This is a genomic window from Micromonospora lutea (genome assembly GCF_016863535.1).
GTDB lineage: Bacteria > Actinomycetota > Actinomycetes > Mycobacteriales > Micromonosporaceae > Micromonospora > Micromonospora lutea.
In genome coordinates, this window is the sequence record NZ_BOPB01000005.1 from 97126 (window position 1) to 113573 (window position 16448).

At 72.9% G+C, this 16448-nt stretch carries 18 protein-coding genes and 1 pseudogene; 14 read left to right on the forward strand and 5 right to left on the reverse strand.

From position 1 onward, the window contains the following. Nucleotides 1-131 precede the first annotated feature (131 nt). The 3 genes from Vlu01_RS05750 (at nt 132) to Vlu01_RS05760 (ending at nt 2346) form a co-directional block, all read left to right on the forward strand. Complete coding sequence (locus Vlu01_RS05750; protein WP_203995098.1) at nt 132-872, forward strand: GAF and ANTAR domain-containing protein; 741 nt, start codon at nt 132-134, stop codon at nt 870-872. Nucleotides 873-952: 80 nt separating this feature from the next. Next, nucleotides 953-1453: a DUF2231 domain-containing protein gene (locus Vlu01_RS05755; protein WP_203995415.1), complete on the forward strand. Its 501-nt coding sequence runs from the start codon at nt 953-955 to the stop codon at nt 1451-1453. A 101-nt stretch (nt 1454-1554) separates the two neighbouring features. After that, the gene (locus Vlu01_RS05760; RefSeq protein WP_239095717.1) at nt 1555-2346 is read left to right on the forward strand and encodes a class I SAM-dependent methyltransferase; all 792 of its coding nucleotides are present in this window, start codon (nt 1555-1557) and stop codon (nt 2344-2346) included. Between the two features lie 53 nt (nt 2347-2399). Here the strand turns inward: Vlu01_RS05760 and Vlu01_RS05765 are convergent, their stop codons facing one another. Next, on the reverse strand, nt 2400-2792 hold the full coding sequence (locus Vlu01_RS05765) for an ankyrin repeat domain-containing protein (protein WP_203995100.1): 393 nt from the start codon (nt 2790-2792) through the stop codon (nt 2400-2402). A gap of 213 nt (nt 2793-3005) precedes the next feature. Here Vlu01_RS05765 and Vlu01_RS05770 point away from each other — a divergent pair, with 213 nt between their 5' ends. The 8 genes and pseudogenes from Vlu01_RS05770 to Vlu01_RS05805 all read left to right on the forward strand — a co-directional run bounded on the left by Vlu01_RS05770 (nt 3006) and on the right by Vlu01_RS05805 (nt 8145). Beyond that, a complete protein-coding gene (locus tag Vlu01_RS05770) occupies nt 3006-3467 on the forward strand; it encodes a cysteine dioxygenase (protein WP_203995103.1) in 462 nt (153 codons plus the stop codon). A 62-nt stretch (nt 3468-3529) separates the two neighbouring features. Beyond that, a complete protein-coding gene (locus tag Vlu01_RS05775) occupies nt 3530-4024 on the forward strand; it encodes a rhodanese-like domain-containing protein (protein WP_203995106.1) in 495 nt (164 codons plus the stop codon). 44 nt (nt 4025-4068) lie between these two features. Next, on the forward strand, nt 4069-4590 hold the full coding sequence (locus Vlu01_RS27760) for a winged helix-turn-helix domain-containing protein (RefSeq protein WP_203995108.1): 522 nt from the start codon (nt 4069-4071) through the stop codon (nt 4588-4590). Nucleotides 4591-4940: 350 nt separating this feature from the next. Further along, a complete protein-coding gene (locus Vlu01_RS05785; protein ID WP_203995118.1) occupies nt 4941-5552 on the forward strand; it encodes a winged helix-turn-helix domain-containing protein in 612 nt (203 codons plus the stop codon). Between the two features lie 48 nt (nt 5553-5600). Continuing rightward, the gene (locus Vlu01_RS05790) at nt 5601-6239 is read left to right on the forward strand and encodes a nucleoside/nucleotide kinase family protein (RefSeq protein WP_203995121.1); all 639 of its coding nucleotides are present in this window, start codon (nt 5601-5603) and stop codon (nt 6237-6239) included. 123 nt (nt 6240-6362) lie between these two features. Then, a complete protein-coding gene (locus tag Vlu01_RS05795; RefSeq protein WP_203995124.1) occupies nt 6363-6761 on the forward strand; it encodes a TraR/DksA family transcriptional regulator in 399 nt (132 codons plus the stop codon). Between the two features lie 45 nt (nt 6762-6806). Then, nucleotides 6807-7005: pseudogene (locus Vlu01_RS05800) on the forward strand (DUF72 domain-containing protein); the annotation flags it as partial. A 711-nt stretch (nt 7006-7716) separates the two neighbouring features. Then, nucleotides 7717-8145: a DUF2267 domain-containing protein gene (locus tag Vlu01_RS05805; RefSeq protein ID WP_203995127.1), complete on the forward strand. Its 429-nt coding sequence runs from the start codon at nt 7717-7719 to the stop codon at nt 8143-8145. Nucleotides 8146-8213: 68 nt separating this feature from the next. On the opposite strand, the gene Vlu01_RS05810 is transcribed toward Vlu01_RS05805, so the two are convergent. Then, nucleotides 8214-8951, reverse strand: coding sequence for a PIG-L deacetylase family protein (locus Vlu01_RS05810; protein ID WP_203995130.1), 738 nt, complete (start codon nt 8949-8951; stop codon nt 8214-8216). 102 nt (nt 8952-9053) lie between these two features. Here Vlu01_RS05810 and Vlu01_RS05815 point away from each other — a divergent pair, with 102 nt between their 5' ends. The 3 genes from Vlu01_RS05815 (at nt 9054) to Vlu01_RS05825 (ending at nt 11951) form a co-directional block, all read left to right on the forward strand. Further along, nucleotides 9054-10229 (forward strand): MFS transporter, encoded by a 1176-nt coding sequence (locus tag Vlu01_RS05815; protein ID WP_203995133.1) that lies wholly within the window; start codon nt 9054-9056, stop codon nt 10227-10229. A gap of 156 nt (nt 10230-10385) precedes the next feature. Beyond that, nucleotides 10386-10628, forward strand: coding sequence for a hypothetical protein (locus Vlu01_RS05820; RefSeq protein ID WP_093402782.1), 243 nt, complete (start codon nt 10386-10388; stop codon nt 10626-10628). 9 nt (nt 10629-10637) lie between these two features. After that, nucleotides 10638-11951, forward strand: coding sequence for a cupin domain-containing protein (locus tag Vlu01_RS05825; protein ID WP_203995136.1), 1314 nt, complete (start codon nt 10638-10640; stop codon nt 11949-11951). 114 nt (nt 11952-12065) lie between these two features. Here Vlu01_RS05825 and Vlu01_RS05830 read toward each other — a convergent pair whose 3' ends face one another. From Vlu01_RS05830 to Vlu01_RS05840, 3 genes are read right to left on the reverse strand one after another with little or no spacing between them, the layout of a single operon-like run. Then, nucleotides 12066-12734, reverse strand: a complete 669-nt coding sequence (locus tag Vlu01_RS05830; protein ID WP_203995139.1) for a hypothetical protein — start codon at nt 12732-12734, stop codon at nt 12066-12068. After that, complete coding sequence (locus tag Vlu01_RS05835; RefSeq protein WP_203995141.1) at nt 12731-15400, reverse strand: FtsK/SpoIIIE domain-containing protein; 2670 nt, start codon at nt 15398-15400, stop codon at nt 12731-12733. Before Vlu01_RS05835 ends, Vlu01_RS05830 begins: the two co-directional genes overlap by 4 nt. Then, nucleotides 15393-16442, reverse strand: a complete 1050-nt coding sequence (locus tag Vlu01_RS05840; RefSeq protein WP_239095718.1) for a hypothetical protein — start codon at nt 16440-16442, stop codon at nt 15393-15395. The genes Vlu01_RS05835 and Vlu01_RS05840 overlap by 8 nt, the downstream gene beginning before the upstream one ends. Nucleotides 16443-16448: the final 6 nt, after the last annotated feature.

The window sequence follows — 16448 nt, forward strand, 5'->3', positions numbered from 1 at the left end:
TGCGCCGTTTCGACCATTGTTGGCGGGGGTAGTAGGGCGATCGTGATGTCAAGGGCGGCTACCAGCGCGGGGGCCGGGCCGAGGAGGAGACGGGTGACGACGCTGACCGGGCGTACGGGAGCCGCGGGCCGGTGAACCTGGAGACACGTGCACCGCTGGCGGAGACGTTCGGCGTGCTGGAGACGGCTGCCCTGTTACGGGAGTTGACCGCCGGGCTGATCGCCGTGGACGACTTCGACGCGGCGCTGTCCGCGCTGGTCCGGATCACCCGGGACGCCCTTCCGGGAGTGCGCTGGTGCGGCTTCACCGCCCTGCGGGCCGGTGAGCCGGCGGGCGTCGCCGCCTCCGATCCCCGGTTGAGCGGGCTGGACGACCTGCGGTACGGCCCGGACACCCCGGCGATGGAGGCGATCCGCCGCCGGGAGATGGTCGGCGCGGAGGAGCTGAGCGCCGAGTCACGCTGGCCGCACTGGACGCCCCGCGCCCGCGAGCTGGGCGTACGCGGAGTGATCTCAGCGCCGGTGGACATCGACGACCACGTGATCGGCGCGGTCAACCTGTACGCCGCCGAATCCGACGCGCTGACCCCCGGGCACCAGTTGACCGCGATGCTGCTGGCCGAACACGCCGGTCTGCTGCTGGCGGCGGTACGGGACCGGGAGAAACGCGCCGCCCTGACGGTGCAGCAGGACACCGCCCTGCTCAACGACGGCGTGATTGGTCAGGCCGTCGGCGTCATCATGACCCAGCGCGGCTGCCCGGCCGAGGAAGCCCTCGACGTGTTGCGCAGCGCGGCGTCGTCACTGTCGATCCCGCTGCGGGAAGTGGCGGAGCGGTTGGTCAGCACGGTCTCCCGACCCCGGGACAACTGATCGGGGCGTGTCGTTTCACCCCGGTGGCACCCGGGTAGCACCCTGGGCTGATGGACTGAACCTATCTCCAGGGGGCCATGATGCAGAGCCGGCTGCGGGTGCAGGGGCATCCCATCCAACCGATGCTGGTGACGTTTCCGTACGGGCTCTTCGTCTGTGCCGTCATCTTCGACCTCGCCGACGTGGTCGGTGGGCCGGCCTTCCTCGGCGAGGTGGGTTACTGGACGGCGGTGGCCGCTCTGGTGGCGGCGGCGTTGACGGCGATCGCCGGGATGGTCGACCTGTGGGACGTGCCGCCGGACCGTACCCGCCGCACGGCGATCAGCTTCAACGTCGTCAACGCGGCGATGGCCGGGCTGTTCCTGCTCTCCTGCCTGGTCCGGGCGGAGGCGACGAACCGTGGCGTCAGCCCGGCGCTGCTGGTCGTCGAGGTGCTCGCCCTCGCCGTCGGCGGGGTCGGCGTACACCTCGGCGCGCGGCTGATGCGCCACTTCGACGCCAGCCGGTCCGAGGTGACCAGCGTCGAGATCGTACGCGGCGTCGACGCTCGCACCGTCGAGTTGGTGCGTCCCCGCCCGTAGGGCCTGGGTGCACCCGGAGCGGGTGCTCACGGCGAGCCGTCGCGCGACTGCGGCGGCTCGCGGTCGTCGGTGTCGGAAGTCGTCGGGCATGGGAATAGGCGTTGCCGGAACGGGCCGAGCCGGACACGCTGACCGCCGTGCGGGAAGAAGCGAGCTTCGCGGATCTGATCGCCGAGGGCGCCGCGGCGCCGGTCGAGGGGTGGGCGTTCGACTGGCTCGCCGGGCGGGCCACGGAGGAGCGGCCGCCGTGGGGTTACGCGCGCCTGGTGGCGGCCCGGATGGCGCGGGTCGACGCGGCGCTGGACATCGACACCGGCGGGGGAGAGGTGCTGGCCGAGGTGCCCCAACCGCCTCCGCTGCTGATCGCGACCGAGGCGTGGCCGCCGAACGTGCCGGTGGCGCGGGCCAACCTCGCTGCGCTCGGCGCGAACGTGGTGGCGGTGACCGCCGACGCGCCGCTGCCGTTCCGTGCCGCCGCCTTCGATCTGGTGGTCAGCCGGCATCCGGTGCGAACCGACTGGCCCGAGGTGGCGCGGGTGCTGCGCCCGGGCGGTACGTTCCTGTCGCAGCAGATCGGCCCGGGGACTGTACGCGAACTCAGTGCGGCGATCCTCGGCCCACTGCCGCCTCCGGCGCACCGCCATCCGGAGCAGGCGGTGGCCGCCGCAAGGGCCGCCGGCCTGACCGTGGTGGACCTGCGCGAGGCGACTCTGCGCACGGTCTTCCACGACATCGGCGCGGTGGTCTGGTTTCTGCGCAAGGTGATCTGGACGGTGCCCGGGTTCACCGTGGCAGCGCACCTACCCGCGTTGCGCCGGTTGCACGAACGGATCCGAGCCGAGGGACCGTTCGTCGCCCACGCCCGCCGCTTCCTCATCGAGGTCAGCGCGTAGGCGGCACGTCGACGCCCGCCACGCGTCGACGACTGGCCGCCTCCACCGAGGAGTCAGCCGGAGCGGAGGAGCGCGAGCATCTCGGGCAGGTCGAAGAACTCGGCGGTGGCCACCGCGGACGGATCGCCGCCGTCGGGGTCGGCGCCGGCGTCGAGCAGTGCGCGTACCGCCTCCGCGTTGCTGCGGAACACCGCAGCGGCCAGCGCAGTCTGTCCCCGGTCGTTGGCGCGGGAGTGATCGGCGCCCCGGTCGAGCAGCGCGTGCACCGTCTCCGGGTGGGCGTGATACGCCGCCAGGATCAGCAGGGTGTCACCCTTGTGGTTGGTCAGGTTGACCGGCAGCCCCGCGTCGACGTACCCGGCGAGTTCCGTGGTCGCGCCGTCGCGCGCCAGGTCGAACATCCGGTGTGCGAATTCCAGGGTCTCGGCGTCGAGTTCGTCGCTCACCGGCTCAGGCTAGTGGTCGCCGCCGCGTCGGTGCGCACCGCCGGCCGACCCAGTGATCTTCGCCCGGTCGCGCGCCGTACCGGCGTCCGGCGACCACCGCCGGGTGAACGGCGCGAGCATCGGTGTCCCAGATAGTAAGATTACCTACTAAACCTATAGGGTTTATTCCGTAAGCTGGTCGAGACAACCGCCGACGACCGTCGCGAGGACCAGATGCCTTCCGTACCCGTCACCGAACCGGACCTGCTCGCCATCGCCCGCCGCTGGTCCGCCGATCCGGCGAGCTGGCCGGTGCCACTGCGCTTCGACCCCGTCAGCCGGTGGTACGCCCGGTTGGCCGTCCACGACGACCACGAAGTGTGGGCGCTGAGCTGGCTCCCCGGTCAGGGCACCGACCTGCACGACCACGGCGGCTCGTCCGGCGCCTTCTTGGTGGCCTCGGGAACCCTCACCGAGGAGACCGTCAGCGGTGGCCGGCTGCGGCCGCACCTGCTCTCCGCCGGTTCCGGCCGACGCTTCGGCCCCCGACACCTGCACATGGTGACCAACCGGCACACCGAACCGGCGGTGAGCGTCCACGTCTACGGCCCGGCGCTGCGTCGGATGATCCGCTACCACCTCGTCCAGGGCCGGCTGTTGGTCGCCGAGGTGGCCGAGGCCGGCGTCGCATGGTGAGACGCAGACCACGCACGCCGCCCGTGTCCCGTACCGATGATCGTTCCGGGAAGGAACCACCGATGTCACAGGTCGATCCCGCCGCCGGCTGTCCGGCGTCGGTGCCGCCCCCGGGCTCCCGGGGAATAGCCGAGATCCTCGCCGCCGCCCGCGCCCGGCTCGTCCGCCTCGACCCCGAACGGGCGCATCTGGCGTACCGTGCCGGCGCCCTGCTGGTCGACATTCGTCCCGCCGCGCAACGCGCGGCACACGGCACCGTGCCGGGTGCCCTGACCATCGAGCGCAACGTGCTGGAGTGGCGTCTGGATCCCCGGTGCCCCGCCCGGCTACCGCAGGCGGTCGGCTACGACCTGCCCGTGGTGGTCCTCTGTCAGGAGGGCTACACCTCGTCGCTGGCCGCCGCCTCGCTCCAGGACCTCGGGCTGCACCGGGCGACCGATGTGGTCGGCGGCTTTGCCGCCTGGCAGATCGCCGGCCTGCCCGTGCTGGGCCCCACCGCGCCGATCGCAACATCCATTCTCACGCCCCCGGCGACCGCCGGCCGGGCGTCCCGCTGAACCGCCACGCCCACCGGAGTGGCGGTAGTTCCAGGAGGCCAACCGTGTCCGTCGTCGCTCTCGGCCCGCGCCAGCACCCGCCCCGTCACGCCAACCGGGTCCGGCTGGTGCGGCGGCGCAGCCAGCCGACCCTGACCATCACCGTCGACCTCGCGTCAGGCCCGGTGAGCCCACGCCTCACCCGGCTGCTCGACCTGCTCGGTGAGATCGCCGAGGCGGGTGAGGCGCGACTGTCCCGCGACGACGCTCCGGCTGCCGTGGCGGATCCGAACGCGATCCGGATCCTCACCGGTCCCCGGGCCGTACACCAGGGCGACCGGACGATCCCGCTGACCCGGATCGAGTACGACCTGCTGCTCTTCCTGGCCGAGCGGCCCCACCGGGTGTTCACCCGGCTGCAACTGCTGCATTCGGTCTGGGGCTACGACCACGCGGTGCCCCGGACCGTCGACGTGCACGTCCGGCGGCTACGCGCCAAGCTGGGTGCCGGCACCTCGCTGCTGACCACCGTCCACGGTGTCGGCTACCGCCTCGCCGACGAGGCGCGGGTGATCATCGAACGGTGAATCGGAGCTGACGGGCGGCCCGCCGCGGGCCGGTCCCTGGGGCTGCGTGGATGTCCCGTACGCGTGACGGTCACCGCGTGGGAGCGCGAACAGTCGACGTCACGCCGGGTGTGCACATCCCGCCCCGAAGGTTGCGAACGGCATCGACCACCCCCGTATCAGGTCAACTTGGCGACTCTGCTGTAATCATCTGGCCTCGTACGCAGAGCGAGCGGACGGCTCCGATGTGTCGGTCAATTGTCACATTCATGCAACGCAGCCGCCCCTTGACCCCTGCGCAGGCTCCGGGAAGCATCGATAGAGCGGCGTCCCGGGGCCGTGGGGAAAGCCCGGACCAGCCAAGGAGGACCATGTCGGTCAGCCCCGCTTCGTCGCGCGCCGGATGGCATACGTCCCAACCTGCGGTGCCCGGTCGACCCCCCGGCGGTCAGCGGCGTCCCGCCAACACCGCCGCCCCTGTGCTCACCGTGACCCTCTCCATCCCCCTGGCGTGCGAGGAGTCGCTGACGCCGGCCGCGCGCCGGCTGCTCGACGCCGCCCGGGAGATGCTGGAGCGGGGCGAGGGCACCATCACCACCGTGGGTCCGGTCGTGCCGGAACGTCGTGGTGACGCCGTACCGACGGGTCGTACCCCGTCGCGGCAGCTCGCGCCCGCCATTCCCACCCTGCACATCCTGGCCTCCTCCCGGTCGGTGCTACGCGACGGCGAGCCGTTGCCGCTGACCCGGCTGGAGTTCGACCTGCTGCTGCACCTGGTCGCGAACCCACGGCGGGTCTTCACCCGACTGCAGTTGCTCAACGCCGTCTGGGGTTACGAGCACGCCGGCGTACGCACCGTCGACGTGCACGTGCGCCGGCTGCGCGGCAAGGTCGGCGTGGACGTGCCGCTGGTCACCACCGTCTACGGAGTCGGCTACCGGTTGTCCGACGACGCCCGGGTCACCCTCGACCGCGCCGGCTGATCCACCGCCGGGACGGCGTGCGGCGCTGATCAGCGGCACGATGGTCGGATGCGCGTGCGTCCCATCTCACCGCCGCTGTTGATTACCGAGCTGGCCGACCGGCTTGCCGACGCGGCGTCGAGCGGGCGTCTGCGGGTCGCGGTGGACGGTGCGCCGGCCGCCCGCCCCGCCCGCCTGGCCGATGCCCTCGTCGACCCACTGCGCGCCCTCGGCCACCCGGCGCTGCACGTGCGGGCCGACGACTTCCTGCGTCCCGCCTCCCTTCGCCTGGAACGCGGCCGGACCAACCCGGACGCGTACTACGAGGGCTGGGTGGACGAGGCCGGCCTGCGCCGGGAGGTGCTGGATCCGGCGGGGCCGGACGGGTCCGGCCGGATCCTGCCGTCGCTCTGGGACGCCCGGACGGACCGGGCCAGCCGGGCCGCCTACGTCGACCTGCCGCCCGGCGGAGTGGTGCTGGTCAGCGGCGCCTTCCTGCTCGGTGGCGGGCTGGCCTTCGACATCGTCGTACACCTGGAGATGTCGCCCGCCGCGCTGCGGCGGCGCACCGCCCCCGACCTGGCGTGGACCCTGCCCGCGTTCGACCGGTACGCCGCCGAGGTCGCCCCGTCCAGCTTCGCCGACATGGTCGTCCGGGTCGACGACCCGCGTCGCCCGGCTCTGGTGGAATCTGACCGGCCGGTTTGAGTCGCGGACAACGTGGGTAAACGCGGGGCTCACAGCGCCCGGGGTGTGATGACCTGGGCGGTACGCCCGGGTGCGGACCGACCCGCCCGCGGAGACCCATAAGGCCCAGAAAGGCAGGCAGCGATGCTCGTCCACGACACGGTCGGCACGAGCCGATCCCAGGCGGAGATCGACCAGATCCGGCTTTCCCTGCAGGCCCGCCACGACGAGCTGACCGAGGAATACCAGCAGGCGGTGCAGCAGAGCCAGGTGCTGCGGCTCGTCGAGGTCGGCGACACGGCCGGCGACGACCAGGCCGACAGCGGCACCAAGACGGCCGAGCGGGACACCGCGCAGTCGCTGCTGCGGACCATCCTGGACCGTCGCGCCCAGTTCGAACACGCCCTGGCCCGCCTCGCCGAGGGCACCTACGGCTTCTGCGAGGGCTGCACCGCGCCGATCCCGGTCGAACGGCTGGAGATCTTCCCGTCGGCCACCACCTGCGTCAGCTGCAAGCAGACGCGCGAGCGCCGGGCGGCCTGACCCGTAACGGTTGCCGGTCGGTCCGGGACGCGGTGAACTCCACCCATGGGCAGAATTCTGGTGGGCACCGCGTCCTGGACCGACCGGACTCTGCTGGACTCCGGCTGGTATCCGCAGCAGGCTGACACGCCGGAGAAACGGCTGGCCTACTACGCACGCCAGTTCCCCCTGGTCGAGGTGGACGTTACCTACTACTCGCCGCCGGCGGGAACGCACGGCGAAGCTGTGGGCCGACCCACATCCTCATGCACAACTGTTCTTCAGCCGTCCAGAGTCGAACCACGCGGACCCAGCGGCTCGGGCCTGTGGCCCCGTCACCCGGCCCGGCCGCAGCACCCCTCACCTTCTGTAGTTTCCCCTGCTCCACCAGACCACCCACACCGCGTCCTTTGCTCTGCTTACACATACGCATCGAATGACTCTCCGTGACGGTTTGGTCGGCGATCCCGTCACTGCGCTGTCCGCATCCACCAGCTCAAGAGGCTGTGCGTTGGGTGAAGCAGAGCAAAGGGAGCGCGAAGACCACTATGACCGTCGGGCGCATTGTCGCGCGGAGTGAGGTTTCTGGCGACGATTCATGTTATGGAAGGTAGTCGTTGCTATCCGGCGCTGGCCTCGGCCCGGCTGGTGTCTGGTCCCGGATGATGAGCGGGTGGCCGCTTTCACCCAGGCGGGGTGACGACACCTCACCTGATCCGCGCGGAGCATGGCGGCAGAAGCGATGCTTCGGCGATCGTCCGCGCGGAAGCGGCACCACGGAGGTGGTTGGCGATGACGGTTCGGGTGGCAGCGTACCGAGGACAAGACACGGTGCTGCACGTCGTCGGAGCGTCCCGGCAGGTCCGCCGGGCGTCGCGGATCGGGTGGAGCCCCATCCGGTACCGGCGTGGCCCGGTGGGTCCGCCACGCCGTCACGACGATCGACGGTGGGAAACCGACCTACGGGGGTGGACAGATGGCTGAGCAGTTCCAGTCCGCGATCGAGTCCTCAATGGACAAGACCAACCTGATCCTGAAGGACATCGAGCAGGCCTACGGATGGCCGAAGAAGCAGCGCAACCAGTCGTACGCTGCGTTGCGTACCGTGCTGCACCTGCTGCGCGACCGGATGCCGATACAGGAGAGCGTGGAGTTCTCCGCGCAGTTGCCGATCGTGGTGCGCGGCGTCTACTTCGACGGCTGGCAGCCGCAGAACGTCCCGATCAAGCTCAACCGGGACGACTTCCTCTACGAGGTGCGGCAGGGCTTCCCGTACGACGTGGAGGGCGGCCCGCAGCGGGTGGTCCAGGTGGTGCTGGACACCCTGCGTCGGCACATCACCCAGGGCCAGTGGGAGGACGTCAAGGACACCATGCCCAACGACCTCGCCCGGATCATGCCCTGACCGCCGGCACGTCGCGACCCGCCCCGCCGAGGGGTGGGTCGACGCGTCCGCGCCCGGGGGCCCGGCTCCTACCAGAGGTCGAAGTGGAACACCTCGAACGAGGTGCCATAGCGAACGCCCAGCCGCGCCCCGATCGGCCGGGCGCCGCTTTCCAGGAACTCCTCGGCGTCGAAGCTGCCGTCGCCCAGCCCGGTGAGGTACGCCTCGTGGGCCAGCAGCGACGCGACCCCACGGTCGAACGTGTCGGTGGTGTCCACCCCGTGCGCGGAGCGCGGCGACGAGGCGGCCCAGACCTGCCGTACGCGGCCCCACGGCTCGACACCCTCGGTCAACTGCTCCGGGAAGATCCACCGGTTACCGGCGTCGCGGACCGCGTCCAGGGTGGCCCGGCCCACCGCGATGTGGTCGGCCTGGTTGAGCATGTTCGCACCGTCCCAGGTAGCCCGGAAGTTGTTGGTGATGACGATCTCCGGTCGGTGCCGGCGGACCACCGCGGCCAGTTCCCGGCGCAGCGGCACACCGTACTCCAGCACCCCGTCGGGCAGACCCAGGAACTCGACCGTGTCCACGCCCACCAGGGCCGCCGACTCCCGCTGCTCCTGCTCGCGTACCGCCCGGGCGCGTTCCGGCGGCATCCCGTCGATGCCCGCCTCGCCGCTGGTGACCAGGCAGTAGATCACCTGCTTGCCCTGCCCGGTCCAGCGCGCGATGGCGGCGGCGGCACCGAACTCCAGGTCGTCGGGGTGGGCCACGATCGCCAGGGCGCGCTGCCAGTCCTCGGTCACCAGCTCCAGTGGCTCGGTCATCGGCACCTCCGTCGGCGGGGTCTCGGCCCATCCTGTCACCTCCCGTGGACCCGCGCGCCGGTGAGTTGACCTCAACCATGGTTGAGGTTCGATGCTGTCCGGGTGACCGTGACAGTCCCCACCGATAGCCGCCATCAGCCCGGTCTCGCCCTGCTGCTGATCGGCTCCACCCTGACCGTGTTGGCGGGTACGGTGCTGACTCCGGTGGTGCAGCTGCTGATCACCGAACGCCACCTCAGCGCCACCGCGGCCGGGTTGATCGTCACCGTGCACGGGGTGTCCCTGGCTGCGGTCGCGCCGGTCGCGGGCCGGATCGTGGACCGCCACGGGGTCCGCCGGCCGCTCGCCGCAGGTCTACTGCTGTACGGGGTGGCAGGCGGTGCGGGGGTGGTCGTCGAGGCGTATCCAGTCCTGATCGCCACCCGGTTGCTCTTCGGCGTCGGTGCCGCTTTGGTCTTCACCGGCACCACGGTCGGCCTGCTCGACCGCTACGCAGGCACCGCCCGGGATCGCGTGATGGGCTGGCGGTCCACCGCGATCAGCCTGGGCGGGGTGGTGTGGCCGCTGGTCGGCGGGGCGCTCGGCGTGCTCTCCTGGCGGGCGCCGTTCGCGGTGTACCTGCTCGGTGTCCCGCTCGCCCTGCTCGCCCTGCGCCTGCCGGACGAGCCGCGTGCGGCTGCCCCGCCTCCGGGGGCGACCGCCGGCCGGTCAGCGCTACTCGCCCGAGCCCCTGGGCTGCTCGCGGTCTACGCCTTGCAGGCCGCCGCCACCCTGCTGCTCTACACCGTCCTGGTCTTCCTACCGGTGCGGTTGGCCGCCCTGGACATCGCCAACACCGCGGTTGTGGCGAGCTTCAGCGCCAGTTCTTCCGCTGCCATGAGCGTGGCGGGCCTCGGGTACGCCGGGCTGCGAGCCCGGCTCACCGAACCCGTCCTGCTGCGCTGGGCGTTCACGACGTGGACCGTCGCGTTGCTTGCGTTGGCTCTGGTCGACGTCCCGGTGGTGCTGCTCGCCGCGGCCGTGCTGTTCGGCCTCGGCATGGGCCTGGCCGTACCGGCCCTGACCGTGCTGACCGCTGACCGCGCCCCGGCCGGCGGACGTGGCCGGGCCACCGCGCTGCTGGCCACCGCCGGATTCACCGGCCAGGTCGCCTCGCCCCTGCTCCTCGGGCCGCTGCACGCGGCCACCTCGGTCCGGCTGACGTTCCTGAGTGCCGCCGTTCTGGCCGGCGCCGTCGCCGCCGTGCTCATCGGCCGGGGAGATACCCGGCCCAGGTGAGCTGAGCTGGATGGAACGGCGAACCGGTCATGGCGGATGGTTCGGGCGTTTACGGTGGGACGAGGTGTGGTTAGAGAAGATCGGCAGCGGGGTACCACCCGCGGCAGGACGCACCCGACCAACGGCGGCGGGGGCGGGTCAATCCGAGGGAGCACGATGCCACTCAACGACGATGACATGCAGACCACCAGCGGCGGCGGGGCGGAGGGCCCGGCCGACGGCGGCGCCACTCCGGGTCAGCACGACGGCGGTGCCGACGGGAGTGCCGAAGGTCCGGCCGACGGCGGCGCGACCCCGGGTCAGCACGACGGCGGTGCCGACGGCAGTGCCGAAGGTCCGGCCGACGGCGGCGCGACCCCGGGTCAGCAGGACGGCGGCGCTGACGGCGCTGCGCGGTAACGGGTCGCCATGACGCGTCTCGACCCGCCGGGCGGCCACGGCCGCCCGGCGGCTCCGTCTCCGTCCGCCCCGGTCTCCGGCCTCGGCGGGCCCGCCGACCGGGACACGGCCGCCGCCGCGTTGGCCCGCTGTGTCAGCGTGGAGGCGGAGAAGTTCGCCGCCGCCCACTGGGGGCGTACGCCGCTGCTGTCCCGCGCCGCCGAGCTGCCCAACCCGGCCGGCTTCACCGATCTGCTCAGCCCCGTCGACGCCGACGAACTGCTCAGCCGGCGCGGTCTGCGTACCCCGTTCCTGCGGGTGGCCAAGGATGGCCAGGTGCTGCCGGCGGCGCGGTACACCGGCGGTGGCGGCGCCGGCGCCGAGATCGACGACCAGGTCCTCGACGAGAAGGTCCTCCAGCTGTACGCCGACGGCGCCACCCTGGTCCTGCAGGGGCTGCACCGCACCTGGCCGGCGTTGATCGACTTCACTCGGGACCTGAGCCTGGCCGTGGGGCAGCCGTTGCAGGTCAACGCCTACCTGACCCCGCCGGGCAGCCAGGGCTTCGCCACCCACTACGACACCCATGACGTCTTCGTGCTCCAGGTCGACGGCCGCAAGCACTGGCGCATCCACCCACCGGTGCTACCCGATCCGCTGGAACGGCAGCCATGGGGCGGTCGGGCCGACGAGGTGGCCGCGACCGCACAGGGCCCGGCCGCCCTCGACGTGGTCCTGGAGCCGGGCGACGCGCTCTACCTGCCCCGGGGATGGCTGCACAGCGCCCAGGCGCAGGAGTCCAGCTCGCTGCACCTGACCGTCGGCATCCGGGCGCTGACCCGGTACGCGCTGGTCGAGGAGTTGCTCGGGCTGGCCGCCGAGGACCAGCGACTACGGGCGACCCTGCCGTTCGGCACCGACGTGGCCGACCCGGACGCCATCGAACCGGAGCTGACCGAGACGGTCGAGGCGCTGCGGGAGTGGCTGTCGCGGGCCGAGCCGGCCGCCGTGGCCGCCCGGTTGCGTCAGCGGGCCTGGTCGGCGTCGCGACCGGCGCCGATCCGGCCGATGGCCCAGGCCGCCGCGATCACCGCGCTGACCGCCGACAGCCTCGTCGTGGCCCGTGCGGGCCTGCGCTGGCAGCTCGCCACCGAGGGCGAGCGGGTGGTGTTGCGCCTGTTCGACCGTACGGTCAGCCTGCCCGCGCTCTGCGAGCCCGCCGTACGCGCCCTGCTCACCGGCGCGCCGATCCGCGTCGGTGACCTCCCCGGCCTGGACGACGACGCCGACCGCCTCACCCTCACCCGTCGCCTCCTGCGCGAAGCCGCCCTGACCCCCGCCTGACCACCCCACGGCGTCGGCCGATCATGGAGTTGTTGTCACGGGAAAGCGCTCCCCCGGGCAACAACCTCATGATCACCGGTGCGGGGCTGCGGGGCGGCGGGGCTGCGGGGTGGGTTAGGGCAGGGGGAGGGTCAGTAGCAGGAGGGTGGTGGTCAGGCCGGCGACGACCACGATGAGGACGGGGCGAGGGCTCAGCACGGCGTGGCGGCGGTCGGCGATCACCCGCGCCGGGATCAGGCCGAGGACCGGACCGAGCAGCGTCACCACCAGGGCCAGCACCGGCAGGCCCACGGCCAGGTCACCGTCGTGGCGCGCACCGAGGGCACGGGCGACGGCACCCAACGCGTACGCCACCACCGCTCCGAGGATGCCGCAGCCCGCCATCAGCGGGTTGACGGTGCCCGGCAGTTCGCCGGGCTGACGGGTACGGCGCAGCAGATCCCGTACGCCCGCCAGCAGCACGAGCGGGTCGCCGGTGGCCTCCGACGCGGGGGCCGGTGGCGCCCCGGCACGTCGCCCGCCACCGCCCAGCCGGCTGTTCAGCTCCTGCCACAGCAGCGCCGCCTCGGTTTCGACCCGTTCCTGGACCTCGCGTGCGGCGACCAGTTCCCGTTCGGCGCGGTTCACCTCGTCGGCGGACTCGGCCACCGCCCGGTCCGCCGCCGCGCACTGCTGCTCGTACCAGTCCTGCGCCTCCGCGCGTTGCTCCTGCACCCGGGCCGTCAACTCGGCGAGCCGGCGGAGCTGGGCATGGTACGACTGGCTGGTGACCGGTTCGTTCATCGTGCCGGTCCGTACGGGATGATGGTCTGCCCGGTCCGGTGCACCGCCCGGTCGAAGAAGAGCCCCCGCCACGGGCGGGGATACCAGTCCGGTCCGCTGTTGCCCGGATACAACGACGGGCCGAGTTCCCCGCCGTGGGTGTCCAGCGCGACCCAGGCACCGATCTGGTCGGTACGGGCGCCGGTGCCACCCAGGTCGGCGCGCATCCGGGCCACTCCGCGCCACCAGGCCAGCACGTGCGTGCGCCGCTCCGGGCCGTCGTGCAGGATCCGGCGCAGATGCTCCAGCCCGGTGGCCCGTCCGGCGCGTGCGGCGAGTGTCCCGGCCGCCGCGTCGACGGCGAACAGCAGCAGATAGTGGGGGGTGCCGGTGGCGCCGGGCACACCCAGGGCGTCGGCCGTCTCGGCCATCAGCTCGGCCACGGTCTCCTCGTCGTACCAGGCGGCGTCGTCGGCGAGATCCTCGTAGAGGGCCCGAGCCGCCGGGTCGGCGTCCGGGTCCAGGCAGGCGATCGAGAAGCGGGCGCTGCCGGGGCGGTGCTGCCGGGCCAACGAGCGGGCCGCGGCGTCCAGCACCGCACACGCCTCGTCGACCCGGGTGCCGAGAACGGCCAGGTTACGGCCCGGTGCCCGAGGCAGCCGCAGCACCGCGGAACGGGCCTGCACGTCGATGATCTCGCCGAGCAGCGCGACCGGTCCCCGGGGCGTACCGACCTCCGGCGCCCGCAGCGCCCGGAAGTCCGGCGCGTCGGCCAGCCGCGGCACCGCGTCGCCGTCGAAGAGACGGGCGGGCGACGCCTCGGCCGGACGCATCCGCCAGAGCCGGTGCTGCAGGTCGCTCCACGTCTCCCAGTCGCTGGCCGACGGGATCCGAGCCACCTGGTTGCCCTCGGTCAGGCCCGACTCGGCGTTGACCACCGCATGAAACTTGGGCAGCGACTGGGCGGCGTCGTTGCGTTCGGCGAGGATGCGCAGTGCCTTCGGCAGCGCGATCCGCAGGGTGAACTGGGCGACCAGTGCGGGCCGGCCCCACAGCGCCTCGATGCCGCGCACGTCCTGCGAGGCCAACACCAGATGGATGCCCTGCGAGCGGCCCCGGCGGGCCAGGTCCTCCAGCAGGTCGGCCGCCTCCCGAGCGACCGCGTCCCGGCCGGCCAGCAGCATCTGGAACTCGTCGACCACCGCGACGATCCGTGGCCAGTGCCCGGTCGGATCCACCACCCGCAACTCGGCCAGCTTGGTGACCTCGTGCTTCTTGGCGGCGTCCGCGCGCCGGCGCAGCTCCTCGGTGAGGAATCGCAGCAGCGCCAGACCGAACTCCCGGTCGGTGTTGACGTTGATGCCGACCAGCCGCATGTGCGGCAGCCAGCTCGGGTCCCGCCGCCCCTGGGCGAACCGGGCGAAGGACACCCCCTCCTTGAAGTCCAGCAGGTAGAACTCCAACTCGGCGGGGGAGTAGCGGGCCGCGAGGGCGCCGATCCAGGCGAAGATCAGATTCGTCTTTCCGGTGCCCGAGGGACCGCCGATCAACGCGTGCGGTGGGTAGTCGCCGAGCGTGAGCAGCACCGGGCGGCCCTGCGGTCCCTCGCCGATCGGCGCGGTCAGCCCGGTCGCCGAGTCCTCCCGCCACATCTGGCCGACCGGCGGCAACAGGTCGGTGAACGGGGTGGGCGCCGGCCCGGCGCTGACCACGGAGGCGATGTCCCGACACGTCTCGGTGACCAGCGTGGCCGGCGGGGGCGGGTCGAGCCGGACCGGCAGCCGGCCGATCCGGGCACCGTCGGCGGTCACCGTCACCCGGGTCACCGACGGTTCGTCGGGCAGCGGCACACCCCGCACGATCAGGTGTACGCCGCAGGCGACCCCGGCGCGTACCACCCGGTCGAGTTGGCCGCGTTCGTGCCGGGACAACTCCTCGCCGCCGAGCAGCACCGCCACCCGCCACGGCTCCGGGCGGCGTCCCGTCGTGGCGGCCAGGTCGCGCAACGAGGCGTGCTCGCCCGCGAGGACGGTCTCATTGATCCGGCGGATCTGTTCCACCAGGTCGTCCAGCAGCCGGCCCAGACCACCCGGACCGACGAAGGTGAGCAGCCCGGCCGGGCCCAGCGGGGCGAACCCGGCCAGCCCACCGCCGAGCCGGTCCGGGTCGTAACCGACCAGCCGTACGGTGCCCGGTGCGGTGCGACCCAGGCTGCGCAGCAGCAGCGCGGCGACCACGGCCGCGCATCCGTCGGCGTCGCCGTCGAGCGCCACATGCCCGGCGTCGAGCAGCGCCACCAGTGCCGGCACCGGCTCGGTGCCGGCCAGCTGCACGGTGCCGATCCGCGTCGCTCCGGGCGGCTCGGCCCGCTCGGCCGGGCTGGGACGCCACCCGGACCAGTCCGCCGAACCCGCGCCGGGCGCTTCCCGGGCTGCGGCCTGGGCCGCATCCCGGGCCAGGACCTCCAACCGGGCCGCGTGCCGGGAGTCGATCTCGGCGAGGCGGCGGTCACGTTCGGCGCCGACGCGCTCCGGCACGCCGGCGGCGGCCCGACGTATCCGCACCGCCCGCTCGCGGGCGGCAGTCAGCGTCACCTGGGCCGAGGCCGACCGTTCCCGGGACGCGCCAAGTGCCTCGGCGAGCAGTTCCCGGACCCGGGTGACCAGCTGGTTGCGCCGGTCAGCCATCGATCCCGCGCCTCGGCCGGCCGACGGGTCCGTCGTAGGACCTGGACCGTGATGGTGCCCCGGACCACGGTGTCGCGCGACCGACCCCGGAGCCGGTCGCCCCGGACGGACGACCGGGCTCCGGCTCGCCGCCGCGCCCGACCGGTCGGCCACCGGTCGTCGCGCCGCTCGCGGGCCGGTCACCGGCGGTGCCGCCGGCCTCGGCGGGCAGATCGCGTCCGAGGCGGTCGAGCAGGACGCCGGTGAGCACCCCGGCGGTGACCGCGGGATCGGCGGCGTGCGGCTGCTCGCCCTCACCGCGACGCGGTGGCGGCATCCGGCAGACCCGGCTGAGCAGGGTGTCCAACACCGGCGCCGGCAGGCCGGGAAGCAGGTCACGGACCCGACCGTCCAGCTCGCGGTGCAACCGGGGCAGGTCGTCGCTGCGCGGCGGATGACCCAGCAACTCGCTGGCGAGGTCGCGAAGCAGCGGTGGGGCCACCGCGGCCAGCCCGAGGCCGACGTCGGCGTGTGCGCCGTGCAGGTCGCGGTGCAGCCGGTCGCGGTCACCGGCCCGGACGCCGCGTACCACCCGGTGCAGCAACTCCCGGGAGTCGGCGACGCGCTCGTCAGGTTGCTCCGCCGGGCCCTCCCGCTCACCGGTCAACTCGGCCACCCGCACCGACCACCAGCGACGCAGCCGCACCTCGCCGGCCGGCTCCGGTGCGCCGACCACCGGTTCGGCCGCTCCGGGCGCGTCGTGCACCGGCTGTCGCTGCGGCTGACCGGGAGCCGGTGACGCACCGTCGGGAGCCAGCCCGATCGCGGCGAGGTACCCGGTCAGTTGCTCCTGGGCCAGCCGCAACGCGTAGCCAGCGGTCTCCGCGTGCTCGGTGGCGGCGGACAACTCCGGCACCCCCATCGGGTTGGCCGACTCCTGACGCACCCAGCGCAGCCGTTCGCTGGCCAGCCCGAACTTCTCCAACGCCTGTCCCAACAGGCCCAGCGGCAGTTCCTCGGCGGCGGCGCGGACCTGCGCGCCGACCTCCTCGACGATGGACACGCCCGC

Excerpts from the sequence above, each read along its gene's own strand:
- Vlu01_RS05755 (WP_203995415.1), top strand. The coding sequence starts at position 953 with ATGCAGAGCCGGCTGCGGGTGCAGGGGCATCCCATCCAACCGATGCTG.
- Vlu01_RS05770 (WP_203995103.1), top strand. The coding sequence starts at position 3,006 with ATGCCTTCCGTACCCGTCACCGAACCGGACCTGCTCGCCATCGCCCGC.
- Vlu01_RS05775 (WP_203995106.1), top strand. The coding sequence starts at position 3,530 with ATGTCACAGGTCGATCCCGCCGCCGGCTGTCCGGCGTCGGTGCCGCCC.
- Vlu01_RS05785 (WP_203995118.1), top strand. The coding sequence starts at position 4,941 with ATGTCGGTCAGCCCCGCTTCGTCGCGCGCCGGATGGCATACGTCCCAA.
- Vlu01_RS05790 (WP_203995121.1), top strand. The coding sequence starts at position 5,601 with ATGCGCGTGCGTCCCATCTCACCGCCGCTGTTGATTACCGAGCTGGCC.
- Vlu01_RS05795 (WP_203995124.1), top strand. The coding sequence starts at position 6,363 with ATGCTCGTCCACGACACGGTCGGCACGAGCCGATCCCAGGCGGAGATC.
- Vlu01_RS05805 (WP_203995127.1), top strand. The coding sequence starts at position 7,717 with ATGGCTGAGCAGTTCCAGTCCGCGATCGAGTCCTCAATGGACAAGACC.
- Vlu01_RS05810 (WP_203995130.1), bottom strand. The coding sequence starts at position 8,951 with ATGACCGAGCCACTGGAGCTGGTGACCGAGGACTGGCAGCGCGCCCTG.
- Vlu01_RS05820 (WP_093402782.1), top strand. The coding sequence starts at position 10,386 with ATGCCACTCAACGACGATGACATGCAGACCACCAGCGGCGGCGGGGCG.
- Vlu01_RS05825 (WP_203995136.1), top strand. The coding sequence starts at position 10,638 with ATGACGCGTCTCGACCCGCCGGGCGGCCACGGCCGCCCGGCGGCTCCG.
- Vlu01_RS05830 (WP_203995139.1), bottom strand. The coding sequence starts at position 12,734 with ATGAACGAACCGGTCACCAGCCAGTCGTACCATGCCCAGCTCCGCCGG.
- Vlu01_RS05835 (WP_203995141.1), bottom strand. The coding sequence starts at position 15,400 with ATGGCTGACCGGCGCAACCAGCTGGTCACCCGGGTCCGGGAACTGCTC.